Genomic DNA, 26,741 nt, shown 5'->3' with positions numbered 1-26,741 from the left:
TGAATAAAAATGGTAAGAGAACTGATTAAAAATAGAAAATTAGGATAAAAAAATGAGCTTAGAACAAACTCTAAAACAAGCTAAACAAATTGAGCGCCAGTTAGAACAGAAAAATGATGCCGATAATAATGCAAGTCAGCAAACGTTGGGCGCTGTCAAACCACGTAATTATTTGGCGCTAGATCCGTTGTTAAGAAAAGGCGGTATTCACGAAAAAGAGGATATCGATATCGTCCGCAAAAAACGCCGTCGCGAGACTAAGCAGCGATTGCGTCAAACGGATTGGTTATCAGAGTAATGATAACTAATTTTAATATTTACCGAAAAAGCCGTTCACTATCCAATAGCGAACGGCTTTCTTTATTACCTTAAATTTCTTCTAAAGTTTTAAGCCAAAACCTCAACTAACTCGCCCTTAACCATGTGCGGACTCACAAAATCAGTCACGCGTACGCTAACGATTTTGCCTAGTAGCTCAGCCATTTTATCTTCGTCATACGGGAACATCACCGTACGCGTGTTATCAGCAGTACCGATTAAGCAATCAGGATGGCGGTTGGCGACTTGCTCAACGAGTACGCGCGTGGTGGTTCCGACCATATCGTGCGATTTTTGCAAAGTAGAATCGATGATTACCTTTTGAAATTCAGCTAAGCGCGCTTTTTTGGTCTTAAAGCTGACATCATCAGGTAATTCTGCGGCTGGCGTGCCGGGACGCTTGGAGTAAATAAAGCTATAAGAGTGATCGAAGTTTAATGCTTTTGCTAAATCAAGCGTATCCTGAAAGTCTTGATCGGTCTCACCAGGGAAGCCAATAATAAAGTCGCTCGATAAATGAATATCAGGGCGCACCGCTTTGAGTTTTTCAATTTGAGTGGTGTAGACATCGATAGTATGGTTACGTTTCATCGCCGCAAGTATCGCGTTCGATCCACTTTGTACAGGTAGATGCAAGTGTGAAACTAGCTCAGGTAATTGTGCATAAGCATCAATAATATCGTCAGTAAATTCTAGCGGATGGCTAGTGGTATAACGGATGCGTTCAACGCCATCGACATGTGACACGTAGTGCAATAGCTCAGCAAAATGACAAATACTGCCATCGTCTTTTTCGCCGCGGTAGCCATTGACGTTTTGACCTAATAGATTAATCTCACGTACGCCCTGCATGGCAAGACTATCGATCTCAGCCAATACATCATCGAGTGGACGTGATAATTCTTCACCGCGCGTATAAGGAACAACGCAGAATGAGCAATACTTTGAGCAGCCTTCCATAATAGAGACAAAGGCTTTAAACCCATCAACTTTTGGCTCAGGCAAAAAATCAAACTTTTCAATACTAGGAAAGGAGATATCGATCGTACCAATGCGATTCTTGGGTGCGATATCTTTCTGCTGATTGGACTGATCGTACAACTCTGGCAGGCGATGCAAAGTTTGCGGGCCAAAGACCATATCGACATAAGGCGCACGCTTTTGAATGTTATCGCCTTCTTGCGATGCCACGCAGCCGCCTACACCAATCACTAGATCAGGACGTTTCTCTTTAAGCTTACGCCAGCGTCCAAGCTCAGAAAACACCTTTTCCTGAGCTTTTTCGCGGATTGAGCAGGTATTCATCAAGAGCACGTCAGCTTCATCGATATTATGAGTGACCTGCATACCGTGCGAATCGCCAAGCACGTCGAGCATTTTGTCAGAATCATAGACGTTCATCTGACAGCCTTGCGTGGCGATAAAAACTTTTTTGCTGGTTGGCGCTGTCGCTGAAGCTGGTTCTGATATTTCCATGAAAGAGGGCGCTACGACTGTAGAGACAGCAGGTTTGGTGGCTGCATTATCATTGGTGCGCGGATTAAATACAGTAACACTCATAAAGAAGATCCATGATTAATAAACAAATATAGCGGCAACAGGCCATTAATGGTGACGCATTTTATCATAATTGGCTGATAAAGTGAAAAAGAAGCTTAGACTGATAGCGACAATCATGATAAATTAATTACAATAGTATCAATTGCTTATCTAACTGTTAATCTCATTAAAAGTTAAAACAATCATAACGCTTCAAAACCATTGCTTTGTTTTGACTGTTAGTAATTGTCACAACACTATCGCTATGAATAGCACGATTTATCTAAGTGTTGTCAGTCCTATCACGGTTGTGTTGCTCGCCACTGTCCTCTTTATTGATGAAAGGTAAAGGGGATAGTGGTAAGTGAAATTAATATAGTATGATAAGCGCCTGAGCAGCTTATAAATTTTATAGCGCTATCTATATTAAGTTATCTATACCGAATCATTGATCATTATATATTATAAAGAGAGTCCGTATGCCAAAGCAGCACCAGCCTAATACTTTGCAAAAAAGTGACACGTTCACTAAGCGTTTTGATAAGCGTTTTAATGCCAGTACTTTAAGAGTGAGTGCGTTGAGCTTAGCTACGGCAATGAGTGCGCTTGGGTTATCGCAAGTGGCTTGTGCGGAGCTGACATGGGGCGATAATGAGAGCTATCAAGGAGAGACTGGCTATCAGTCAGGCAATAGCTATAACCAAGACAGTAGTGTCAGCGCCTTTAATGCCGCTGCCCAAGCGGAAAATCGCGGTGATACTAGTGCGCTTTATGGTTATGAGCAGCAGATGAGCGGTGGTTTGTTTGCGATGTATCCAACATATTGGCGCATGAATTTGGATATAGGCTCTCAAAGCGCTGCTAGCGTTTCACAGTTTGTCCGTCAATACCCTAATACCGTTATGGCAGAAAAGCTAGCCGCTGACTTTGCCGAGACCAAAGCGGCTTCAGGCGATTATGCAGCGGTACGTCAAGTGGCAAACCTGATTACCAATGCTGATGCTAGTGAGCGCTGTGCGATTGCCCTCGGGTTCAATAATGGTGGCGATACTATGCGTGCTATGGCGGCCAAATCTGACGTTTGGCTCAAAACGCTTAAGCAACCTGCATTATGCGAGCAGCTAGCGAGCGAGATGAATAATAATGCGCTTATTAGCAATCAAGATCGAGCGGCACGTCTCAAGCGTATGCTACGTAAAGGAAAAACGGGCGATATTATGTCGTTGTCTTCACGTCTAGGAGTCTCAATTCCCTATTCAGCACTTAGCGAAATTCAGCTAAGTCCGACCTCGTTTTTTAGTCGTTTTGGTATGCAGCCTAATAGCCAGATGAATCAATACTTGTATTTGTACGCGATGGGGCGTTTGGCAGATAAGTCTTATCGTGAGGCTGCTATACAGCTGGACTTTGATGTTAAACAAGACAATCAGCGCGCTACGCGTTTACTAGATGATGACACACGCCGCTATGCCTATCGTATTCTTGGTGTAGAGCGCATGGGTCATAATACTGATGATGGTTTCAATAGCGAGGCGGTAGACTGGTTCCGTAATAGCTTAGATGCTGACTTTAATTTTGAAGAAGCCGAAGATTATGCAATGGCAGCGATTCGCTTTAGCCGCTGGGATGATGTGGCTGAGGCGATCGCTAAGATGGATGCTGAGACCCAAAAGGATAATCAATGGCAGTATTGGCTAGCGCGCGCTTACGAGCAATCAGGTGATAATAATAAAAAGAGCACTGCGAAGAGAATGTATCAAAACTTAGCTAAGAGTAATGAATACTACGGCTTGATGGCAAAAGACAAAGTCGGTCAGCGTTTTGATATCAGTAGCTTGGGAGGTAGTAATCTACCGAATGTCAGCGGTGCTGATCGCAATCGCGCTATGCAAGACCCCAACTTTGCTCGCGCCTTTGCCTTGTATAATGGTGATGCCAGCCGTGCCTATGCCAATCGCGAATGGAACTGGGCAGTAAAAGTTGCGCGTGATAATCGTGATGACAATTTGATTATTGCCGCCGCCTTGCAAGCTCATGATATGGGCTGGCTAGATCGTGCGGTTTATGCCGCAGATAACACTGATAGAGCGAGCAGCTTGGCGCTATCGCATCCGATGCCGCACCAATCGCAAGTAGTGCGTTATAGCCAGTCAGCCGGTATTGATCCTGCGTGGGCCTACGGCATTATGCGCCAAGAGAGCCGTTTTGTGACTAATGCCCGCTCAGGTGTTGGGGCTAGTGGCTTGATGCAGATTATGCCCGATACGGCAAAATACATCGCTCGTAAGCTTGGTGAATCCTATAGCTCAAGTAATGCTAATAGCGGTGATACCAATATTCGTTACGGCACGTGGTATATGAGCGATATCCTAGCGAAGCTTAACTATCAGCCAGTACTAGCAACAGCAGGGTACAACGCAGGTCCTAATAAAGCCAAACGCTGGCAGCCCGTTTATGGCACGCTAGATGCTGATCAATATGTTGAGTCAATCGCCTATCCTGAGACTCGTAATTATGTCAAGCATGTGATGGAAAACGCCACTGTCTATAGTAGCTTATTAGGTCGTCCTCAGCCTATCACTCAGCGTATGGGTACTATTCCAGCCGCTTTTTAACTTAGTCAGTATGATATTAAGATCTAACAAAGCCATTAGCGATTATTTGCTAATGGCTTTGTTGTGATGGGCTAAGCTTATAAAGATATTTAGTCGTTATTTGTTAGTAAGCTTACGATTTTGCTATATATAAAAAAAAGCGTTTTGTTAACATGATAATAGTAACTATGCTTATTCCAAGTATTGCTACATAAGACTATTGCCATTGTTTAATAACCTTTGACCGTTTTATTACTTATGACAAATAAATATCCAAAATTGCCGACGTTGCCAAAGTGTAGAGCAGCGCTGAGATATATAGCCACTGATCGTCAGCTGGTTAGACAAGCGTGTCTGTGCTTTACTAAAAAACCTCGATGCTTACAGCAACAGTATTCAGCATTTCATACAGCAAGTCGGGTAGTCAGTCTATTATCTATATCTGCATTTATGGCGATGCCAGCACAGGCTGCTAGCGTGGCTAAGTCGGGTCAGCGCGTTCTGATGATTGAGATGACCCCTGCGCTATGTAAGCTGCAACCGACGCGTGCGCGTATGCGTCAATGTCTAGAGGGTTATTCACTGACAGTGTCAGGTCTGAATTTGGGTTATGGCACTCGCTGTGGGCGGGGTAGTGAACCTGATTTGACGCCATTACAATTAAAAGTGGTCAATCGTATCATGCCAGATAATGCCGTGCGCAGCCAAGCATGGCAACGCTATGGCGCTTGTAGCCCGTTTAGTGCTAACAGCTATTTCCGTCAAATTGTAAGCCTTGCAGGTGATTTAAAGCTCCCTAGTGAGCTCAATACTGGTAACAGTTATACAGTGTCTAAATCTCGTTTTATCGGACAGATGACTCGCCTTAATAGTGGAATGTCATCATCAAGTATCGATTTGATTTGCCAAGATGGCAATCGTCGCCAGCCTATATTGACTGATGTACATATTTGCTATGAGGGCAGCCAGTTTAGTAGTTGTAGTCAACCCGTAAATAATTGCGGTAGCAACTTTATAATCTCAGGTGGCAAGTAGCGCTCGGTAATATATTTCACTACTTTTAATAGTTAACAATTAAAATGTAACAATATCATCTGTATTAAGCCCCATGATGTCCCTAGACGATGCAGCATTTGAGGTGCTACACTAGCTGCGATTTGCAATTGATGTTATGTAAATTAGCCCATCAAAGGGTGGTCAAGAGTTGTCATCCAAAATCATTGTGAGAAATTTTGATTTAGAGAATGGCTATTTGAAAGCGTTGCTATTTAAAAAGATATCTAATAATCAATTAGGGAGTATTTTATGAAACAGCCTATACGTGTTGCCGTGACCGGTGCCGCTGGTAATATCAGTTATGCAATGTTATTCCGTATTGCCTCAGGTGAGATGCTAGGTAAAGATCAGCCAGTTATTTTAAATTTGCTTGAAATTACCCCAGCACTTGACGCCCTAAAGGGTGTGGTTATGGAGTTACAAGACTGTGCATTCCCTTTATTGACAGATATTGTTCAGACTGATGATGCTAAAGTTGCATTTAAAGATGTCGAATATGCTTTATTAGTAGGCTCACGTCCACGTGGCCCAGGTATGGAGCGTAAAGACTTATTAGAAGCCAACGCGGCGATTTTCTCAGCACAAGGCAAAGCCTTGAATGACGTTGCAAGCCGTGATGTAAAAGTGTTAGTTGTAGGTAATCCTGCAAACACAAATGCGGTTATTGCTCAGCGTAACGCACCAGATTTAGATCCACGTAACTTTACGGCAATGACTCGTTTAGATCATAACCGCGGTATAGCGCAGTTAGCTGAAAAGACTGAAAGCACCGTTAATGATGTGAAAAAGATGATCATCTGGGGCAACCATTCATCGACTCAGTATCCTGACCTAACCGCTTGTACAGTCAACGGTAAGCCTGCGTTAGATTTAGTAGATCGTGATTGGTACGAAAACACTTATATCCCAGAAGTACAAAAACGTGGTGCGGCAATCATTAAAGCACGTGGCGCCTCATCTGCAGCTTCTGCTGCTAACGCTGCTATTGCACATGTACGTACGTGGGTAATGGGTACTGAAGGCGATGATTGGGTATCTATGGGTGTCTACTCAAACGGCGAATATGGTATCGCTAAGGGCTTGATCTACTCATTCCCTTGTACTTGTAAAGACGGTGACTGGTCTATCGTTGAAGGCGTTGATGTAACTTCTGACTTCTCAAAAGAGAAGATGGCAGCTACAGAGCAAGAGCTTAGCGAAGAGCGTGATGCTGTATCGCATTTGCTGCCATAAGCTGATTATTGTATAGCGTATGAAAAAAGCCTTACTAGTTATAGTAGGGCTTTTTTTGTGCTATAAATTATTATTACCATTGCAGTATAAAACCTGTTGTTAACACAATTAATAACGATGGATAACAGCATTTAAAAGTCAGCTTGCTACACTGAGTAAGTATTTAAGCATTGAGGTTTATTTGTAAAGATTAAAATTTAAACGATAAAGTTAATAACAACATTAAGGAGAGACACTATGTTAGGTGAGCCGAATTATAGTATTAATGATTTATTTGCGCAGCTAGGATTAGATAGCTCAGATGAAGCTATTGATAATTTTATTGAAGCAAACAAATTATCTGCGGACGAAGAATTAGTCAATGCCAAGATTTGGAGTGACAAGCAGCGTATGTTCTTGCAAGAAGAGTGGAAAAGAGATGCAGTATGGGTTGAGATCATTGATGAATTGAATGTACGTATGCATCCGACAGCATAATTGGTTTTAGATTAATTTAACTATATTGAATGCAATAAACCCATGGCCGCAAATGTCATGGGTTTTTAAGTTTAATCAGTCTTAAGATGATAATCTCAAAATTTCTAATCAAGCTGTTGTTCTCGCCAAGCTAATAGATCCGCCACATCATTATGAATACCTGATTTTAGGGCTTGCAGACCATCATAATGACGTTCACCATGTAAAAAGTGCAAAAAGCGCACTTGTAGGGTTTTGCCATAAAGATCGGCTTGCAGCTGCGGGAAATGCACTTCTAGACGCCATTCATGGGGTTTATCTACCGAAGGTCTAGTGCCAATATTAGCCGTACCAAATAAGCTATGCGCACGCAAACCTGTAATTCCCTGTTTGCCATCAACCGCTAATGAATCAAACCCATTAGCTATCACTTGACCATCATCATCAAGTGCCACGACATCGACGGCAAAAATACCATGCAGCGCAGGCTTAATGCGTGCCAAATCAATATTAGCGGTCGGAAAGTCCATAGTACGACCGATCTGATCGCCATGTACTACGGCCCCTGTGATCATATAATCACGGCCTAATAGCTGATTGGCTGCCTCTATATCACCCGCTAATAGCAAATCACGGACACGGGTTGAGCTGATTCTCTCAGCACTATTATTCTGATTGTTACTGTGACTACTATTGTCTTCAGTAACGGTATCTAGAGTAGTCACTTGTAAGCCATAATCACGCAAAAACTGACTATCACCTGTGCGGTCGTGACCAAAGCGAAAGTCATCGCCTAACACTAACGCTTGCACGTTGAGCTGTAGCGCTAATTTATCAGCAAACTCTTTAGCACTTAAGGCACGAAACTCACTATCAAAGCTGGCTACTACTAAATTTTCAATGCCATATTCTGCTAGTAGTGCCTGTTTTTCTGCTAAATTGGTCAAGCGAGCAGGCGCTTTTTGTGGTGCAAAAAACTCCCTTGGCTGTGGCTCAAATATCATCACTGCTGAGTTTATCTTTAGCTCATCAGCTAAAGCATGCACTTGCGCTAGCATCGCTTGATGTCCTAAATGCACCCCATCAAAATTACCGATAGTCAGTACACAAGGCGGCAGAATTTGTATACTGCTGTCTGTTTGCGCCGCGTTCGAGGCGCTAATTAATGGCTCAAGAAAGTAGGTATTCATAAATTGGCAGCTATGCTAAGTGTTTATATAAAAAGTATCTGAATAAAAGCGAATAATAAAATATCGATAAATTGAGTTTTTACGGCTTAGCCATTATAGAGTAAAATAGCGCCAGTAACAGCATTCAGCCGTTTATCATTAGCGACGCTTTGTTAACAGCCAGTCGTTTTTTATACTTTAATTATAATAGCCTCATGACTTATGGTTACTCTCTAATAAAATACTTAAATTACCCAACTAAAAGGATAGTTATGTCCGACACCTTTATCGACGCGGTATCGCTTAATGATCAATTTATAGTTCAGCGTGCAGGCACGGGTGACTTAGCGTCTATCTTAGCAATTTATAATCAAAGCATTGCAGGTAAGCAAGCCACTGCCAATCTAGCAGAGGTCAGCTGTGATGAGCGTGCGACTTGGTTTAGCGAGCATATCAATAATCCTAAGCGTCCTATCTATGTGGTCAGAGTAGTCAAAGTACTCAAGACTAGTGCTCATCAGCAAAACGGTGATACAGATAACACAGCCCCTATTGTCGCTTGGGGTAGCTTTAGCGATTTATATGCTCGCAGCGCTTATCATATCAGTAGCGAGATCAGTATTTACCTGCACAGCGATTATCATAGCAAAGGACTAGGTAGCTTGCTGGCGCGTTGGATGATCATACAAGCACCCAGTTTAGGTATTCGTAATATTACCGCCCTGATTTTTGCTCATAACCAGCCAAGCTTAAGGCTATTTGGCAAGCTTGGGTTTACCCAATGGGGTTATCTACCGCAAGTTTGTGATATGGATGGGTTTATCGCTGATGTGGTGATACTTGGTATCGCTGTGAACGCTAATGCTGCAACAGCTTTAGCGACTTAGCTTATTTTTAGCGGCGATCGCTTAACCTAATATTTTCCATTCTTTGCCCACTTTGCGTAGTTGATACTTTAGAGGTGCTGGCTCACTTTGACCTTTTAGCTTCAGCTCACCAGTAATGGTGGCGCGTATCTTATCGACGCTATACTGAGTATGGGTAATAGTGACACTCTCGACCGTTTGCTGAAAGGCGCTTTGGGTATTAGCAAGCTCTTGTTCAAAATTATCGATATCAACTCTGTAGTAATTGACCGCGTCTTTTACCTCACCATAATACAAAGTATCGAGCGCTTGTTTGACGGTGTCTTCTGGCGTTCCAGCCTCAGTAGGATTGGTCACTAAGCTGGGCTGCTTGGCGTTGATAAAGGTCGAGTCGATAACATTACTATCAACGGCATTGCCATTGACATCTACCGCTTCCTCTTCTACAAGCTTAGCAGGCTCAAGAGTTTGATCCTCATCAGCTAGCGTAGCATTGGGCTCACTAGCCATAGTGTTATTAGTATCGATATCATCAGTATCTACCTTGTCAATAGTAGAGTCAGTATTTATCTCATTGACATCATTATTATTACAGGCGCTCAATAATAGACTACTACTCACTAGCACAGCAGTCAGTAATTTGGGCAAATATTGCACATTTAAAATATCAGTTCTCATAATAAATCCTAAGATCTTTAGGGCGTGTTGAACATTCACAAGAAGGCACTGCTGATAGCTAAAATGGTTCTAGTCTAGGTAAAAATCGCAGGTAATGCAGATGCCTTGGCTAGATTTTTACAACGAATAGAGCGATTTTAGCATCAGCCTGCAAGGACAGGACTCTTTTTTGCCGCTTCGTCATTAAAAAGATCCGCTTAGAATGACTAAACTAAATATTTTTAATCTAGAATCGCCTAAAAAATAGTCACTGTCAGTGCCACGGTCGAATGTTCAACACGCCCTAATGTAGTAAGCTGGTTTAGCCATGCTTGAGCTGGTGCGGGCGAAATCCACTGGCAAGTAGGACGACAGCATACACCAATGCACCTACCGCGCACATGATCAGTAGCGCAACTAAGCGTTGCCACTGGGCTGAATCCGTTGGAAAGTAAGGAATCATAAAGTACAGAGCCGCGATCATTGCCAGTGTTGAGCCTATAAACTGCGCAAATAGCTTTTTCCAGTGACTACCAAAACGAAAAATATCACGTTTATGTAAGAAATAATACAGTAATCCAGAGTTTACAAAAGCGGCGCCTGTGGTAGCTAGAGCCAGACCACCATGTAACGGTATCTCAAGCCAATGGAAAATACCGATGAATATCACACTAAAAATCATATTAGCAAATACTGAAATAATACCTATTTTGACGGGTGTTCTGATATCTTGGCGCGCAAAAAAAGCAGGCGCAAAGACTTTAATCAGCATAAATCCTAAGATGCCACCTGCCATACTACGCAGCGCCAGACCACTCATTTGCGCATCACGTAAGGTAAATTCGCCGCGCATAAACAGCGCTTGCATCAGCACATCCGCTAGCATAAATAATGCAGCTGCAGCAGGCAGTCCGACAATGACAATTAACCGCGCCGCCCAATCGATCGTCCTCTTAAAGTTAGCATCGTCTTTTTGTGCTTCACTTTTGGATAGACTAGGCAAAATAACCGTGCCGATAGCCACGCCAATAAGCCCTAATGGTAGCTCGCTCATACGCTCAGCGGCATATAGCCATGACACTGAGCCACCGATCATGAGCGAGGCAAATATGGTATTCAATAGTAAGTTAATTTGAGTAACTGACACCCCAAAGATAGCAGGTAGCATCAGCTTTAGAATACGACGGACGCCTTCATGCTGAAAGTCAATCTTAGGCATGACTAATAGCTTTTGCTGCGATAGCTGTGGCAGTTGAATGAGTAGTTGCAATAGGCCTGCGATAGCAACAGCGTAGCCGAGCGCCATAATAGGGGTCTCAAACATTGGCGCAAATACTAGTGCCGCCCCGATCATACATAGGTTTAATAGTACAGGCGCAAAGGCCGGTGCTGCAAAGCGACCATAGCTTTGCAGGATACCACTAGCAAAGGCGGTCATGGAAATAAATAAAAGATAGGGAAAGGTGAGACGCAGTAGCTCAGCGGTGATAGCGAATTTATCAGGCTGATCGGCAAACCCTGGCGCAAACAAAGTCACGACCCAAGGCGCAAGTAATATAACCACAACCGTTAGCATAGATAATATCAGTAGCAGCGCGCCTGAGGTACGACTCACCAAAACCTGTACTTGTTGCAGACTGTACTTTTCTTTGTATTCTGATAATACAGGCACAAAAGCTTGGCTAAAAGCGCCCTCTGCGAACAAGCGACGCAAAAAGTTAGGAATTTTAAAGGCGACTAAAAAGGCATCCATCAGCCCTCCTGCACCGAACACGCCTAGTAAGATGATATCGCGCACTAAGCCTAAAATACGCGAGAGCATGGTCATACTACTGACCACCATCGTTGAACGGAATAATCGACTTTTTGCCATGGTAACCTATTCACTAATTTGTCTGATAACTGACGGGTGTCAAAAACTGACGGATTATAGCATTTTCATAACCTATCCATAACATAGATAAATGAATGAGCTGTACAAGCAATATAAAAATAGAGTCTAACGATCTAAGTAGTTTGAGCTAATTGAGCAACCACTCCCCGCAACCGTGCCCAGTCAAAGTGCTCCCCTGGATCGGTCTTGCGATTTGGTGCAATATCACTATGTCCGGTTAAGTGCCGGCGAGTTTTAGTGTAGGCTTTATATAGCGCGCTAATCACTGTAGCTAGCGCGTCATATTGCTGATTGGTAAAAGCCGTAAAATCTGAACCTTCAAGCTCGATACCAATGCTATAATCATTACAGTTGGGTCGCCCAAGGTAGCTTGACTTACCAGCATGCCAAGCGCGCTCATTAAAGTTGACGAATTGGGTAATAGTGCCATCACGCTCGATCAATAAATGTGCAGAAACCTCTGCCCCTCGAATAGTCTGAAAGTAAGGATGCGCATCCCAGTCGAGCTGATTGGTAAATAGGGCTTTGACATAATGCAAGCCGTGACTATCTGTGGCACCAAAGTCATCAGGTGGCAAGCTGATATTATGGATAACAATAGTATCAATAGTGACGCCATCAGGGCGAGTATTGCAATTGGGTGAAGGCAACTTGTGAGCTGAAGATAATTGACCGTCGGTGATAGTCATTAAAGCCTTAGATATAGCATTAGACATAAAACTCTCTATTCATTGATTTTTAGAAGCTTAGTTTCTAAAAGCTTGGTTTTTAGAAATAGTATATAGTTTTTAGAAACAGTATATAAATGCTCATAGCATTATTGAAGGCAACAGCGGTATAAAAAGGTTTGCAGCACAATAAAATCTGATCTTATCAAAAACCTGACCTTATTAAAAAAGAGATATTAAGTCATGTCAATAACTCAGAACAGCCCATCGACAATCAAGCTACCAAAAGCTTTTAACGACTACGCACGTTTGCCATTGGCTATAGCGGCTTTATTACTCTCTGCGCAGGCGCAAGCGTTTTTGCCAACGCCAGAATCAGTGGTGACAACTGGCGCTCTGTCAGATAAAGCACAGCCGAAAGCTGAGTTAAATCCTACCATGGCTGCTGCTAGCGCTATTACGCCAAATTCGCAAGCCATGGATCAGACCAGCAGTAAGATTTTAACCGCTAATGCGGAGCAGCTATTAAACATTTGGCGTAAGCAAGCGCAAGCAGACAATCTAGCTCAGCATACAACATGGCGACGATTATTGTATTTTATTGATGATAAAAAGGGGCTGCTTGCCAAAGATACTAATAAAAGTCTAATCGATAGTAAAGCGTTCTATCTAACAGCTAATGGACAACAAGATTCAGCAGCTGAGCTGGACGCGACTTTGATTGCCTTAGCGCAAGAGTTGACGACGCCTACCATCAATAATAATCGAGTCGCGGCGGATGATTCAGTGCTTTGTCGCTTTCCTGCGCGAGTACAGTGGCTGACGAACCATTTAACTATAGACGATACTAATTTACAAATCGACTGTCCAAAGCTCGATGCTTGGATGACGGAGCTCGCACCCCAGCAGCTGTCGGTTATGTTTGCCGCAGAGTATTTGGACAATCCGATTTCCGCCTTTGGTCATACGCTATTACGTATTGACTCACCAGCAAGTAGCAAAGATTTCACCCAAATCCATCATGCTTATGCACTTAATTATACGGTCGATGGCGATACAGCCGATAACTTTGTGCTCTACGCCATAAAAGCGACCAGTGGTAGCTATGACAGTCGGATTGAGATTGACCCGTATCCCGAAAAGCTGGCTGAGTACCTAAAAGATGACGAGCGTGATACTTGGACTTATCAATTGGCGTTGAGCGTAGATGAGGTGCAACAAATCATGCTGCATGTTTGGGAAACTAAGGATTTAAAAATACCTTATTACTTTGCTACTGATAACTGCGCCTCTGAGATATTGCGTTTGATCGATGTGGTGCGTCCTAATCAGCATCTATTAAGCAAATTGCCTTATGCGGTGATTCCTTCAGATGTGATCAACTTGCTTGAAAAAGAAGAGCTGTTAGCGAGCAGTCGTTATACACCAGCGGATAGTAGCGTACGTCAAGCTCAGCTTAATCAAGCTAATCAGGCTATCGAGCTTGCCTCCAAGCAGTTTGGTTATCAAACGATAGATAAAGATAAAATTGAAACTATAAAATCAGCGGATCTTAATAAATCTTCTAGTATGTCAGCTGATGGCAAAACATTATCGCCATTGACTATTGCACCATCTGATAATAATCCGCTGGATCGCCATTCTTTACAGCGCGCGCATATAGGTATCGGTAATAGTGGTGATAATAGTTATATCGATGTCGGACTGCGGGCAGGCTTTCACGATACCTTAGATCGCACAGCAGGGTTCGATCAGTTCTTTGATTTAGAAGGTCTTGCGGCGACGTTACGATTTTATGATACTGATAGCGATAAAGACAATCAGCCAAAAAGCGTTGAATTGCAGAACTTTACCTTGCTTCGTGGGCGCTCTTATAATCCTGTTAACTCTGCCGAGAAGGGTCAGACATGGGGCGCAACTATAGAGGCGACTCGTATCAATGATGGCTCACAGCAAGGCGGCACTGGTCATTTGGTTGCTAGTACGACGTTTGAATATGGCAAATCATGGGCATTTGGCATGCCGCGTACAGACGCGTCAGGTCTGATGACAGGCGAGATGCCGCCGCAGCTGTGTTATACGCTAGCGACAGGTGCGCTGCAAGGTGGGCGCGGTATTAATAAAGGCTATCGTTCAGGCGTAGGAGTCAATGCAGGCTGTATCTATCAGATTAACAATCGCATGCGAGCGCAGGCTGAACTGCAGCTGCCGTATTGGTATCATGGCAGCAGCGATCAGGCGGATGTGCAAGGCAGCTACTGGCAACCGATTGCCACGCTTGGACTACAATATGACATAGATAAAAAGCAAGCGCTACGCATCAATGCCAGCTACGAGTGGCAAGATCGCGTTGATGCCAATGATGATCTAAGTTTAGCCTATATGCGTTATTTCTAAACGTTGATTTGCAATAGGTGTTTAAATAGTAGTAAGCGCTAAATAATAAGAATAAGGATAATTTATGAGCACTGATATGAGCACTAATATAAGTACTGAGCAGTTATTAATTATCGGTCAAGGTGACATAGGGTTGCCTGTGACTAATAAACTGGCCGATCAAGGAATCAATGTAACAGGACTGGCTCGTAGTGAGCGTAGCCATTATGCGCTTGATGATCGTGCTAAGTTTATCCAGCTTGACGCGCTTAAGCTTAGCACGGAGCAGCTACAAGACTTTACCGCTATTGCTATCATTGTCACCCCTGATGAGTATTCAACTAGTGGATATAATGCTAGTTATTTAAGTATTTGTCAGCACTTAGCTGATCTTGTTAAGCAATTACCTAAGCTTGAGCGAGTCGTATTTATCTCGTCCACGGGCGTTTATGGTCAAGATAATGGCGAGTGGATTGATGAGAATACTGTACCTATAACCCCTGAGCGCGATGCCTCAAAAGTTATCTTGCAAGCCGAGCAAGCCCTGAAGCAAGGTTTTGGTGATAAAGCTATCATCATTCGTCCCAGTGGCATTTATGGTCGCGAGCGTTTGATGCGCTTGCGTAAGGCTCGCGAGGTCAAAAAAGACCCTATCGCTCATAGTGCTTGGAGCAATCGGGTTATGGATAGCGATCTTGTCACTATTATCACTAAAGTACTGACGATTGATGCGCTCCAGTTGCTTAAGCCGCTGTATATTGCCACGGATTATCTGCCAGTGACCACGTTTGAATTGATGACTTGGCTAAGTGCGCAAGTAGGGAAGTCTGCACCTGACATTGATACTCAAAAGACCGCGACTACGGGTAAACGCTTACACAGTAATATTCCACTAGCTTGGCTCGAATTTCCTGATTGGCAAATAGGTTATCATGACATTTTGCAGCATCAGTAGTGCGCCCCAATTAATCAAGATTTATTACTTTATATTTTATGCTCTATGGAGACGCCATGACTCAGCCATCTACTTCTGACAAACGCCTAATTAATACTCATTTAAATAGGGTAGAAGGTCAGCAAGCAGAAGATAGCCTTGAGTCAGTAAAACCAACACACTCAAAGCCGCCTGCCATTGTGCATCCTAACTTTGACCCTAAGCAGTCACCGCTTGATCCTGCACGCTCATTGACTAATATTCCAGAGCCTGCGCGGCGAGTGAATAGCCAGTTGCGCCGATTGTATGGCAGTGCAGCACGGCTACAGCAGTCTGATCCGTTACGATTATCGAAATGGTCATTGATGGCGTCTCAACCGTTTGCTGAGCATTTATCCTTGTTGAGTGCCGCAAAGCTTATCGAGCTACCTGAGAGCTTTTATCACAATAATAGTACTCAGCCGCTATTGGCTGATATTGAGCAGATGATCTTGCTTGATTTGGCTGACATTCAACGAGCGATACAACGCTATCCTACTTTGACTCGTTTTGGCTTTGTAGACTATCAGCCTAAACCTAATTCCAAATCTAAAACTAAGCTTAATGCAGACGCTAAGCTTGCCGATAAAACCTTATCGTTTAAAAGCCTACTAAAAAACTATAATCCTGATGAGCTACTCAACAGTATTTACGCTGATGACTGGCAGGTGATATTACAGCCACAAGATTTTGAAACTGGGGTGGGCAGCTTAGCCACTGATATTATGGCTTGTAGCGTGGCGGTACATGCCTTGCAGCAATGCGATACGCGCAAGTCAATTAACAAAAGTTATAGTGCTGAGCAAATCTGCCAGTACGTACGTAGCTATTTGTTAAGTCAATTAGATCACGTGCCAGCCAGTAGTCATCACTATCGGCAAATCAGAATATTTAGCGGTCATATTATTGTCGCAGCCTATCATTTAGGGTGGGAGCTACAAATAAGTAGTGAGGATAATTGCTATTTTAATATCTCCTCACGTTGTCGTTTGCTATCGCGTTATGCCAATATGCAAGACTACGCTATCAATGGTTGGTCAAGCTAGTCGCCCTCGTCTATAATAGTTAAGTCGCTTACAATAGTTATGCCATTTATATTTTATTTATCGTCCACAGGAACACCAATGCCTACTACCCAAACCTCTCAAAATGATACAACCATACAAAACGCTTCATTTTCACCGCAGCACTTTATTGAGCTGGCCTTAAACAATAAAGTATTAAAGTTCGGTGAGTTCGTACTCAAATCTGGCCGCATTAGCCCATACTTTTTTAATGCAGGCCTGCTGGCATCAGGTGAGATGCTATCATTATTAGCGAGTGGTTATGCCGCAGCGTTAGCAGAGCAGCAAGTAGCTAACAATAAAGATGAGCATAAGGAGCTGGTGATTTTTGGTGCCGCTTATAAAGGTATTCCTTTTGTCGCTGCAACCGCGCAGGCGTTATGGCTACATCATGGCATCAATGCTCAGTGGGGCTATAATCGTAAAGAGGCCAAAACCCACGGCGAAGGGGGCAATCTAGTCGGCGCTGATGTAAGCGGTAAGTCGGTTTGGATATTGGATGATGTCATCACCGCAGGGACTGCCATGCGTGAAGTATTAGATATCTTACAGCAAGCAGGCGCGACAGTAGCAGGGATTATTGTTGCTTTAGATCGTAAAGAAAAAGGTCAAGGCGAGCAGTCAGCTATTCAAGAGCTAGCGTCAAGCTTACAGATTCCGGTATTAACCTTAGTCGATATGGATGATCTGATCGGCTATTTAGCGGATGACAGCAATAGCAATGCCACTCAACTAGCAAAAATGCAGCATTATCGTCAACAATATGGCGTGTAGTTGGCAATAAAGCCTTTCACCGTATTTTATTAAATCTTCTACTTATTTATTAGATCATTTATTCACTATTACTAATTTTAGCGAGTCCGTTATGTCACAATCTGCTGCCAAGTCTTCTAAAGCTTTGAATATACTAGTTATCATGGATCCTATCGAGCGTATCAATTATAAAAAAGATACTAGTCTGGCGATGATGTGGGCGGCGCAGGACCGTGGGCATACGCTAGGCTATTGTCAGATTCATGACTTATGGCTAGATCGCGGGCAATTAAAGATAGATGCGCAGCCAGTAACCGTACAGCGTGATCCTGATAACTTTTATACGTTAAGTGAAAAAACGACTTTGCCAGTCAGCGATTACGATGTGATCTTAATGCGCAAAGATCCGCCGTTCGATATGCGCTTTGTTTACGCCACTTACATGCTCGATCATGCCAAAGCCGCTGGCGTACTGGTGGTTAATGACCCACAAGCGATACGTGACTGTAATGAGAAGCTATTTGCTACTTGGTTTAGCGAGTATATGAGTCCTACGATTGTGACTAGCAAACAGGCGCATATCCGTCAGTTTATTGCTGAACAACAAGACGTTATTGTCAAACCTCTTGATGGTATGGGCGGCACGGGTATCTTCCGCTTGACGGCTGATAGCCCAAATATTGGTGTCACTATTGAGGTGCTCACAGAGCTTGAGACTTTACCGATTATGGCACAGCGCTATCTACCTGAGATTAGTGACGGCGATAAGCGCGTATTGATTGTTGATGGAGTAGTTGTAGACTATTGCTTAGCACGGATTCCAACTAAAGGCGAAACTCGTGGTAATCTAGCCGCAGGTGGTAGCGGCGTGGCAATGTCGCTAACTGATGTTGAGCGTAAAGTCGCGCAAGTGGTCGCGCCTATCGTCAAAGAAAAGGGTCTGATGTTCGTAGGCTTAGATCTCATCGGTGGTCGTATCACTGAGATCAATGTGACTAGTCCGACGTGCGTACGTGAGATTGACGATCAGTGCGGCACTGATATTGCTGCAGATTTTATCCTTGCAGTGGAAATGCGTCAGCAGCAGCTAGGATAATGATAAGACTTGTATTAACTTGCATTAAAAAATAGTTAGTAAGCTTTAAAAACGCTATATATTTTTTAGTATTTTACTCTATACTAAGCGAGTTTTGGTAGGCGCTAGCGCATGGGTAACCAGTAGCTATTTACCCTCTTGAAGAGTCCAAAGATAAGACAGGCATAGCTTTATGAAGACAGTAAATGTATTGATGATGGCAGCGGGTACTGGTGGTCATGTGTTTCCAGCATTAGCCGTGAGCGAAGAGCTAACTCGCCGCGGGGCGGTCATTCATTGGCTGGGGACTGAGGCGGGAATGGAGAATGATTTAGTCAAGCCTACTGGTTATGCTTTTCATCCTATTGCTATGCAAGGTTTACGCGGTAAAGGTATTGGACGCCTGTTGAAAATGCCCGTGACACTAGTGTCTGCGACCATGGCCGCTGTCAAAATTATACGCAGTAATAATATTGATATTGTTGTAGGCTTTGGCGGTTATGTTAGTGCGCCTGGCGGTATTGCCGCGCGAATGACAGGTACGCCGCTGATTATTCATGAGCAAAATGCTATCGCTGGCATGAGTAATCGCTATTTAGCCAAAATCGCTGCAAAGGTTCTACAAGCCTTTGAAGATACTTTTGGTAATAGCCAAAGTAATGCAAAGCTTGAGACCGTCGGTAATCCTGTGCGTAATACGATAACAGGCGTAGCCGCGCCAGCTTTGCGTTACGATGTTAGCGATCAGTCGCCACTGCGCTTATTAGTCGTCGGCGGCTCGCTTGGTGCACAAGTGCTCAATGAAACAGTGCCAAAAGCTTTAGCGCTGATAGATAAGAGCTTTGCAGTACGTCATCAGTGCGGACGAAATAATGAGGCCGCGACTCAAGCGGCTTATGATAGCCAAGATTTAGGAGTGCATGATATTAGCGTTCAGCCGTTTATTAGTGATATGGCAGACGCTTATAATTGGGCAGATATTATCGTGTGCCGTGCTGGAGCGTTGACCGTCACTGAGATTCAAAATGTCGGTATTGCAGCTATTTTTGTCCCACTGCCTCATGCTGTTGACGATCACCAAACGGCCAATGCTCGTACTTTGACTGAACATGAAGCGGCGATACTATTGCCACAAAATGAGCTAACCCCTGAGCGCCTAAAGGATGAGCTGCTAGCGCTTGATCGCGCAACTTGCCTTGCGATGGCGCAAAAAGGTCATGCTCTTGCTAATCGTAGTGCTAGTACACAAGTAGCCGAGATTATATGGCAAGCGTTATAATCCTAGCTTTTAGTTAATTATTTAGTCATATTTTATTAAATTGATAAAGAGATTTTTATGCCAAATACCACAAAAGCCTTACCCAAACGTCTGATTGAAATTCCAGAAATGCGTCGTATTCAGCATCTGCATTTTGTTGGTATTGGTGGCTCAGGGATGTGTGGTATCGCTGAAGTAATGAACAATCAAGGCTATAAAGTCAGTGGCTCTGATATTAATCAAAGTGTTGTTACACAACGTCTTGCGCGCATCGGCATTGAGATATTTATTGGACATGATTCTATAAACATCGCTAATGCCGATGTGATCGTAGTGTCATCAGCGATTGATCGTAGTAACCCTGAGATTGAAGCGGCGCTCAAAGCTCGACTGCCCGTGGTACGCCGCGCTGATATGCTCGGTGAGCTGATGCGCTATCGTCATGGGATTGCGGTCGCAGGGGCACATGGTAAGACCACAACGACTAGCTTACTAACCATGATGATGGCTGAGGGTAAGCTTGATCCGACTTATGTGATTGGAGGTAAGCTTAATGCTTCAGGCAAAAATGCGGCATTAGGCAGTAGTCGCTATCTCGTTGCTGAAGCTGATGAGTCCGACGCGTCTTTCTTATCCTTGCATCCGATGGCAGCGATTGTGACCAATATTGATCAAGATCATATGGAAACTTATGATAATAGCTTTGATAAATTGAAAGCCGCTTATATTCAGTTTTTACAAAATATGCCTTTTTATGGCTTAGCTGTTGTTTGTGGTGATGACCCAGAGTTATATGCGATGATTGATGATATCGGTCGCCCTGTACTAACTTTTGGCCTTGAGCCTTTTAACGATGTTCAGGCGACTGACGTCGTATTTGAAGGTACTAAGACTCATTTTACAGTCTTGCGCCGTGACAATGAGCCGCTACATTTGACGCTAAATATACCTGGTATTCACAATGTCTATAACGCGCTAGCTGCGATCACTATGGCGAGCGATGAAGGTGTTGATGATGAGGCAATCAAACGCGCCTTACAAAAATTTGCAGGCGTTGGCCGTCGTTTTGAGCAGCATGGGCCGATAGCTATTGATGGTGGCGATGTGCTACTCATTGATGATTATGGCCATCATCCAAAAGAAGTCGATGCTACCATCAAAGCGGCGCGTCAGAGCTTCCCTGACAAGCGTTTAGTCATGATGTTCCAGCCGCATCGTTATAGCCGAACTCGCGACTGTTTTGACGATTTTGTTGAAGTGCTCTCAAGTGTCGATGAGCTGCTATTACTAGAGGTTTATTCAGCAGGTGAAAGTCTGATCACAGGCGCTGATACTAAATCGCTTGCGCGTAGCATTCGCCTGCGAGGTGAGGTCGAGCCTACTATTGTGGATAAAGACAATATTGCCGCAACCATGCAGCGTTTATTAAAAGCTAATGACATGCTAATTACTCAAGGGGCAGGTAATGTGGGGCAGATCGCTATTGACTTAATCGATAATGACTTATACCTTAATTAATTTCGTTTACCAATAAAAAGTACGAAAAGCGTAGGGTTAAAATTAAGTAAGATTAAAATTAAATAGAAAGGCTATTTTATGAGCGATCAAAACAATAAAGACAAGTTAGGCACTAATAGTAGCGCTATCAATGAGCTCAAAAGTGATAACTATGCGAGTAATAACCACAGCACTGATAAGCTTACAGCAGCAATAGAGAACCCAGAGCCCACCTTAGCCACTGCTGCACAAACTGAGCAGAGTGAAAGTCATACTAACCAAGCAGATTCTAAACAGTTGATGTCTATCACTGATAGCAAAGTACAAGACGCTAGTGTCTTTGGCAAAGTCGCTGTGGTATATGGTGGTAGTAGTAATGAGCGCAGTGTATCGTTAGACAGTGGCGCAGCGGTATTGCAAGCGCTACAGAATAAAGGTGTCGATGCTACTCATTTTGATCCTAAGCACCAAGACATTACCGAGCTTCGCGATTATGATCGAGTGTTCAATGTATTACACGGTCGTGGCGGTGAGGATGGCGTCCTACAAGGGATGTTGCAATGGCTAGATATTCCACAAACGGGATCTGGTATATTGGCTTCAGCATTAGGCATGGATAAAGTACGTACCAAGCAGTTATGGCAAGGCTGCGGGCTCTCAACCGCGCCTTTTGCACTACTAAGCGCTGATACAGACTGGCAGCAAGTGGTCAATATGCTCGGATTGCCTTTAATTATAAAGCCTGTGCATGAAGGCTCTAGCATCGGCATGACTAAAGTAAATCATCTTGATGAATTGCCAGCCGCTTATGCAACGGCTATTGGCTGCGGCGATGCAGTTATGGCTGAGCGCTGGATTACGGGCCGCGAATTTACCATCGCTATTATTGACGATGAAGCCTATCCTGTTATTCGCCTAGAGCCTGCCGATATCACTAACTTTTATGACTTTGAAGCCAAGTACAATCGCAATGATACTAGCTACTACATACCTTGTGGCTTGAGCGTGAGTGAGGAGCAACACTTGCAGGCTTTGAGTCTTGCAGCCTTTCGGGCAGTAGATGCCAAAGGCTGGGGCCGAGTCGATGCCATGCAGGATCAGCAGGGTAATTTTTGGTTGCTTGAGATTAATACTGTACCTGGTATGACCAGTCATAGCTTAGTACCGATGGCAGCCAAAGCTCGCGGTATGGATTTTGAGCACTTATGCTGGCATATTTTAGCGCAAACGGTCTGATCTATAATGTCTCAGGGAAGCTGCTATAAAACAGCAACATGTAAACTTGTGTAAATTCAATAGTCTTAGCGCGGCTTGAGCTATTGTTTAGCGATAAAATACGTTAACATTAAGATTGAGATTAGAAATTTATTTCATAACGATTGACTTATTTTAATAGTTAAGCATATGATATGCCAATTTTTAATATTTACCATAAAATCAAAGCCTAGCAATAGTCATGACTGATTTAGTTTTTATATTTTACTAGCTTTAATGTCAGCTGATTTCAGAATGACAGGCCTTATATTTAGGTTGTTTTAGTTAGGAATTTATAGCATCAGTTATATGTTTTAATATTGAATAATCAGAAACAAATACACACTACAGTTAAAGCAATATAGGGACGACTACTATCATGACTCAAGCTGTCAATGAATTGGGTGACTTGATGAGTGATGATCGTCTTAGCCAAGAGTCTAGATTTTCTCTACCAACATCTGCTAAGTACTTTTTTACAGCATTGGTTATCGGCTTGTTACTATTGATATTACTGATGGGTGCCAAGGCTCTACGCGATGCACCGCCAGCAGCAGTTCAGGTAAGCACTAAAGGTCTGACAGTCAGTCAAAATCAGATTTTACAGCAAGCGATGGATCAGCAGATAGTCAGTAGCTTTTTTACGACTGACCTGCAAGCTCTACGGGACATTGTCTTAGGTATGGCTTGGGTCGATCAAGTGAGTGTCACTCGTGACTGGCAACAGGGCATAGTGATTACTGCGTTACCTAAACAAGCCGTTGCTAACTTTGGCACTGAGCGTTTGGTAGATGCTAAAGGCAAGGTATTTGTTCCAGTAAATAACAAAGATCTGACGCAGCAAAGTTTTGCAAATCTGCAAGGTGAAGTGAGTCAAGCACCAGTTATTATGCAGCAGATGCAGCAGATAAATGACTGGTATGCTCCTTTGGACATGTACGTAGAAGATATTATTTTGACGCCACGTATGACTTGGCTAATACGTTTTGATAATGGTTTGCGAGTGATTGTCGATAACGAAAATACGGCGCAAAAACTGCTCAATCTCAGTCAGCTGTTAGCAAGTCAATTGAGCAGTCGTCGTGAGAACATTCAGTCAGTAGATTTGCGTTATAAGAATGGTTTTACTATCGCTTGGCATAATGTTGAGCTTAATGCAGAACCAGTGCTAGAAGCTGTAGCACCTTTGCCTTAATATTTATGCCCTAAGTTCTGGGTTTTTATACTTTTGTTTTTATATAATATCTATAATAATAGTCGCTATATAACACCCAGTTAATGACTGAATTATTAGCTTTATGGTTTGTAAATAAGTTTGCTCTATTCTAAAGGCTTTAAACGTTCGTTTTAATGATTTAATGGAGACGTCATATGGTCTCCTGTTTTATGATAATTTGTCTGGTAACATGAAAAATACTGAAAATCTAGTCGTTGTTCATTTAAGTGCCACTGCGGTCTATGTGGTGATAGGTAGTGTTGTGTCCGAAAAAGACATTCGCATTATGGGTGTTGGACAAGTCAAAAGTAATGACTTTTATCAAGGTAAGATCATACATCGTGAACGTCTGCAAAGCGCCATCAAACAAGCCATTCAAGACGCGGAAGATACTGCTAATTGTCGGGTGCACAGCGTTTGGTTAACTTTATCAACACCTGAGCTATCCAGTAAAAACAGTATAGGACAAGTCGCTGTTGAAGACGGTACAGTCGCGGCAAAAGATATGGTACAAGCTTTGTCTAATGCCAAATCCAAGGACTTACCTCCTGACTATTATTTGATGCATTGCTGTCAACAAGGCATCTATGTCGATGAGCAGGACACTATCGTTGATGATGCTATGGAGATGTTGGCTAAAGACATCACCGTTATGTATCATATGATGATGCTACCAGTGGTCAGTCGCCAAAATATTCAAAAACTACTGCAAAGCTGTGATGTTGGTGTTGATCATGTGGTTTTTGATGCCATAACCAGTGCTGAATACAGCCTCATAAATGAAGAGCGTCAGCAAGGCGTCTGCTTAATCGATATTGGCGCCAGCACAACTAGTATTTGTGTCTATAAAGAAAACAAATTAATTTTTACTCATTGCGTGCCAAGCGGTAGTCATGCGGTGACCATGGATATATCAGCAGATTTTGGTATTTCTATGATAGAGGCTGAAAAGCTAAAAAAATTACATGGTACTGTTGATGTGCCTAGTATAGATCCTAGCGTGTTCTTTCTTTATAAGACGCAGGGAGCGGCAGATGCTCTGAATGTACATACTTATAGTTTAGCGCAGATTATTGAAGCGCGTTATGTGCAAATATTTACTGAAATAGTGCGTCAGCTTCATGATGCCGATCTGCTACATTATATTGATCGCGGTTTTGTATTGACAGGTGGTGGTAGTGCTATAAAAGGCATGGTTCCTTTCGCTAAAAAGCTATTAAAGATGCCAGTAGTAATGACGAATACTCATCCTGCTATCAGCGCTTATAACCACTTTGAAAATGAAGACTCTTTCAAACAGCTGAATACGCAAGTCAACGATCGTGCTTATCAGACCGCTTTTGGTACTTTGTTATATAGTCAAAGTGAGCAGTTTCGTCATAGTGAGCAAAGTGAGCCGGAAGCGGCTGAGCAAAAACGCGTGAAGAATGCATTTCGCGGTGTTGGTCAACGCTTTAATAGTATGCTCAAAAAAATCTTGTAGACAATTAGTCTTTATTTTATTTAATATATTTACATATAGTCAGTCGATAACACGTTTTTTAGGCGTCATTACCTATCGATCATTATGCTATCTGCAACTGGAGAAACCTATTTATGTCAAAATACACCATGCCAGATGACAATCATTCGCAATCTAATGGTCAAGCTCGTTTTATCGTATTCGGGGTCGGCGGTGGCGGCGGTAATGCCGTTGAGCACATGGTACAGCAAGGTATTCAAGGAGTGACGTTTGTCTGCGCTAATACAGATAAACAAGCACTTGATCGTCTGACTGCGCCGCATAAACTACAGCTCGGTGCCAAGAGCAACCGTGGCTTAGGTGCGGGTGCTAATCCTGAAGTAGGACGTGAAGCCGCTGAGAGTGAAGAGGATGCGATTCGCAGCTTACTCGAAAGTGCGGATATGGTATTCATTACGGCAGGTATGGGTGGTGGTACTGGTACAGGTGCAGCGCCTGTTATCGCTCGTATTGCTAAAGAGATGGAAGTACCTACTGTTGCTGTAGTGACCACACCCTTTAAGTTTGAAGGCGGTAAGCGCATCAAAGCAGCTAAAGCTGGAATCGAGCAACTTACCAATTTTGTTGACTCTATTATCACTATCCCTAATGATAAGCTAATGAGTATCTACGGTAACATCTCAATGCAAGACGCTTTTAAAAAGGCAGATGATGTGTTGTTGCATGCTGTGCAAGGTATTGCTGGGACTATCGCTAGCAAAGGCGTCATTAATATTGATTTTAACGATATCCGTACAGCGATGACTGCTAAAGGCCATGCTATGATGGGTATCGGTCGCGCTAGTGGCGATGATCGTGCCCGTCAAGCGACAGAAAAAGCGATCAGATCACCGTTACTTGATGATTTGCGTTTAGAGAATGCCAAAGGCTTGATCGTTAACGTTATGTCTTCTGAATCTTTATCACTAGAAGAGTTTAGTCAAATCAGTGAGATCGTTGAGGCTATTACTGATACAGATGAAGCTGATATTTTCTATGGTTCAGTGATAGACGAAGATATGGGTGATGATATTCATGTTACTGTTATAGCAACTGGACTGACTCTGAATGAGCAATCAGGGTCTGAGACTGTACAACCAGTCCCTTCTGCCACTAGTAATCAAGCGGTTGACCCTAACTTGCATACCAGTGCTTTAAATAGTCAAAAGCAATCAAAAGTGCAGTCCTATCAAAACAATGTTGCTCGCCCAAGCTCAGAGCAAGAGAAGCGACCTACTCAAACCAATAGTATTCAAGACTATTTGAGACGCCAACAGAACAGATAAGGGCTATATTTAGGGACATCCTCTAATAATTGTTATTG

22 protein-coding genes are annotated in these 26,741 nt (G+C 43.1%); 17 read left to right on the top strand and 5 right to left on the bottom strand.

Annotation, left to right across the window (positions count from 1 at the left end):
- The first annotated feature begins 52 nt into the window (after positions 1-52).
- The gene (locus Q9G97_RS10765) at positions 53-298 is read left to right on the top strand and encodes a hypothetical protein (RefSeq protein WP_305898817.1); all 246 of its coding nucleotides are present in this window, start codon (positions 53-55) and stop codon (positions 296-298) included.
- Positions 299-387: 89 nt separating this feature from the next.
- On the opposite strand, the gene miaB is transcribed toward Q9G97_RS10765, so the two are convergent.
- Positions 388-1,878, bottom strand: coding sequence for a tRNA (N6-isopentenyl adenosine(37)-C2)-methylthiotransferase MiaB (miaB, locus tag Q9G97_RS10760; protein WP_371747883.1), 1,491 nt, complete (start codon positions 1,876-1,878; stop codon positions 388-390).
- A 575-nt stretch (positions 1,879-2,453) separates the two neighbouring features.
- Here miaB and Q9G97_RS10755 point away from each other — a divergent pair.
- The 4 genes from Q9G97_RS10755 to Q9G97_RS10740 all read left to right on the top strand — a co-directional run bounded on the left by Q9G97_RS10755 (position 2,454) and on the right by Q9G97_RS10740 (position 7,217).
- Positions 2,454-4,472, top strand: coding sequence for a transglycosylase SLT domain-containing protein (locus tag Q9G97_RS10755; protein ID WP_371747943.1), 2,019 nt, complete (start codon positions 2,454-2,456; stop codon positions 4,470-4,472).
- A gap of 237 nt (positions 4,473-4,709) precedes the next feature.
- Positions 4,710-5,486, top strand: coding sequence for a hypothetical protein (locus tag Q9G97_RS10750; RefSeq protein WP_305898815.1), 777 nt, complete (start codon positions 4,710-4,712; stop codon positions 5,484-5,486).
- 270 nt (positions 5,487-5,756) lie between these two features.
- Positions 5,757-6,740, top strand: a complete 984-nt coding sequence (locus Q9G97_RS10745; protein ID WP_305898814.1) for a malate dehydrogenase — start codon at positions 5,757-5,759, stop codon at positions 6,738-6,740.
- Between the two features lie 237 nt (positions 6,741-6,977).
- Positions 6,978-7,217, top strand: coding sequence for a DUF2789 family protein (locus tag Q9G97_RS10740; RefSeq protein WP_201570022.1), 240 nt, complete (start codon positions 6,978-6,980; stop codon positions 7,215-7,217).
- Between the two features lie 104 nt (positions 7,218-7,321).
- On the opposite strand, the gene ribF is transcribed toward Q9G97_RS10740, so the two are convergent.
- Positions 7,322-8,386 carry a riboflavin biosynthesis protein RibF gene (ribF, locus tag Q9G97_RS10735; RefSeq protein WP_305898813.1) on the bottom strand — a complete coding sequence of 355 codons (1,065 nt, stop codon included), beginning with the start codon at positions 8,384-8,386 and terminating at the stop codon, positions 7,322-7,324.
- Between the two features lie 251 nt (positions 8,387-8,637).
- On the opposite strand from ribF, the gene Q9G97_RS10730 reads away from it, so the two are divergent.
- Entirely contained in the window at positions 8,638-9,252 is a 615-nt protein-coding gene (locus Q9G97_RS10730; protein WP_305898812.1) for a GNAT family N-acetyltransferase, read from the top strand.
- 21 nt (positions 9,253-9,273) lie between these two features.
- On the opposite strand, the gene Q9G97_RS10725 is transcribed toward Q9G97_RS10730, so the two are convergent.
- The 3 genes from Q9G97_RS10725 to ampD all read right to left on the bottom strand — a co-directional run bounded on the left by Q9G97_RS10725 (position 9,274) and on the right by ampD (position 12,498).
- A complete protein-coding gene (locus Q9G97_RS10725) occupies positions 9,274-9,909 on the bottom strand; it encodes a hypothetical protein (protein WP_305898811.1) in 636 nt (211 codons plus the stop codon).
- Positions 9,910-10,210: 301 nt separating this feature from the next.
- Positions 10,211-11,761, bottom strand: coding sequence for a murein biosynthesis integral membrane protein MurJ (gene murJ / locus Q9G97_RS10720; protein WP_305898810.1), 1,551 nt, complete (start codon positions 11,759-11,761; stop codon positions 10,211-10,213).
- Between the two features lie 134 nt (positions 11,762-11,895).
- Positions 11,896-12,498, bottom strand: coding sequence for a 1,6-anhydro-N-acetylmuramyl-L-alanine amidase AmpD (gene ampD / locus Q9G97_RS10715; protein WP_305898809.1), 603 nt, complete (start codon positions 12,496-12,498; stop codon positions 11,896-11,898).
- Between the two features lie 195 nt (positions 12,499-12,693).
- Here ampD and Q9G97_RS10710 point away from each other — a divergent pair, with 195 nt between their 5' ends.
- From Q9G97_RS10710 to ftsZ, 11 genes are all read left to right on the top strand, one after another.
- On the top strand, positions 12,694-14,847 hold the full coding sequence (locus tag Q9G97_RS10710; RefSeq protein ID WP_305898808.1) for a DUF4105 domain-containing protein: 2,154 nt from the start codon (positions 12,694-12,696) through the stop codon (positions 14,845-14,847).
- A gap of 64 nt (positions 14,848-14,911) precedes the next feature.
- Positions 14,912-15,781, top strand: coding sequence for an SDR family oxidoreductase (locus Q9G97_RS10705; protein WP_305898807.1), 870 nt, complete (start codon positions 14,912-14,914; stop codon positions 15,779-15,781).
- Between the two features lie 56 nt (positions 15,782-15,837).
- Positions 15,838-16,845: a hypothetical protein gene (locus Q9G97_RS10700; protein WP_305898806.1), complete on the top strand. Its 1,008-nt coding sequence runs from the start codon at positions 15,838-15,840 to the stop codon at positions 16,843-16,845.
- Positions 16,846-16,923: 78 nt separating this feature from the next.
- Entirely contained in the window at positions 16,924-17,637 is a 714-nt protein-coding gene (gene pyrE / locus Q9G97_RS10695) for an orotate phosphoribosyltransferase (RefSeq protein ID WP_305898805.1), read from the top strand.
- 91 nt (positions 17,638-17,728) lie between these two features.
- Positions 17,729-18,712, top strand: a complete 984-nt coding sequence (gene gshB / locus Q9G97_RS10690) for a glutathione synthase (protein WP_305898804.1) — start codon at positions 17,729-17,731, stop codon at positions 18,710-18,712.
- Positions 18,713-18,884: 172 nt separating this feature from the next.
- On the top strand, positions 18,885-19,970 hold the full coding sequence (gene murG, locus Q9G97_RS10685; RefSeq protein ID WP_201570008.1) for an undecaprenyldiphospho-muramoylpentapeptide beta-N-acetylglucosaminyltransferase: 1,086 nt from the start codon (positions 18,885-18,887) through the stop codon (positions 19,968-19,970).
- Positions 19,971-20,027: 57 nt separating this feature from the next.
- A complete protein-coding gene (murC, locus tag Q9G97_RS10680) occupies positions 20,028-21,467 on the top strand; it encodes a UDP-N-acetylmuramate--L-alanine ligase (protein WP_201570006.1) in 1,440 nt (479 codons plus the stop codon).
- A 279-nt stretch (positions 21,468-21,746) separates the two neighbouring features.
- The gene (locus tag Q9G97_RS10675) at positions 21,747-22,682 is read left to right on the top strand and encodes a D-alanine--D-alanine ligase (RefSeq protein WP_201573573.1); all 936 of its coding nucleotides are present in this window, start codon (positions 21,747-21,749) and stop codon (positions 22,680-22,682) included.
- 397 nt (positions 22,683-23,079) lie between these two features.
- Positions 23,080-23,895, top strand: a complete 816-nt coding sequence (locus tag Q9G97_RS10670; RefSeq protein WP_305898803.1) for a cell division protein FtsQ/DivIB — start codon at positions 23,080-23,082, stop codon at positions 23,893-23,895.
- 211 nt (positions 23,896-24,106) lie between these two features.
- Positions 24,107-25,399 (top strand): cell division protein FtsA, encoded by a 1,293-nt coding sequence (gene ftsA, locus Q9G97_RS10665; protein WP_305898802.1) that lies wholly within the window; start codon positions 24,107-24,109, stop codon positions 25,397-25,399.
- A gap of 113 nt (positions 25,400-25,512) precedes the next feature.
- Positions 25,513-26,703: a cell division protein FtsZ gene (gene ftsZ / locus Q9G97_RS10660; RefSeq protein WP_305898801.1), complete on the top strand. Its 1,191-nt coding sequence runs from the start codon at positions 25,513-25,515 to the stop codon at positions 26,701-26,703.
- Positions 26,704-26,741 lie beyond the last annotated feature (38 nt).

Origin of the sequence: Psychrobacter sp. M13, from assembly GCF_030718935.1 — a bacterium.
GTDB classification, from domain to species: domain Bacteria; phylum Pseudomonadota; class Gammaproteobacteria; order Pseudomonadales; family Moraxellaceae; genus Psychrobacter; species Psychrobacter immobilis_G.
Note: the sequence above shows the minus strand (reverse complement) of the source record. Positions and strands in the feature narration are given on the sequence as shown.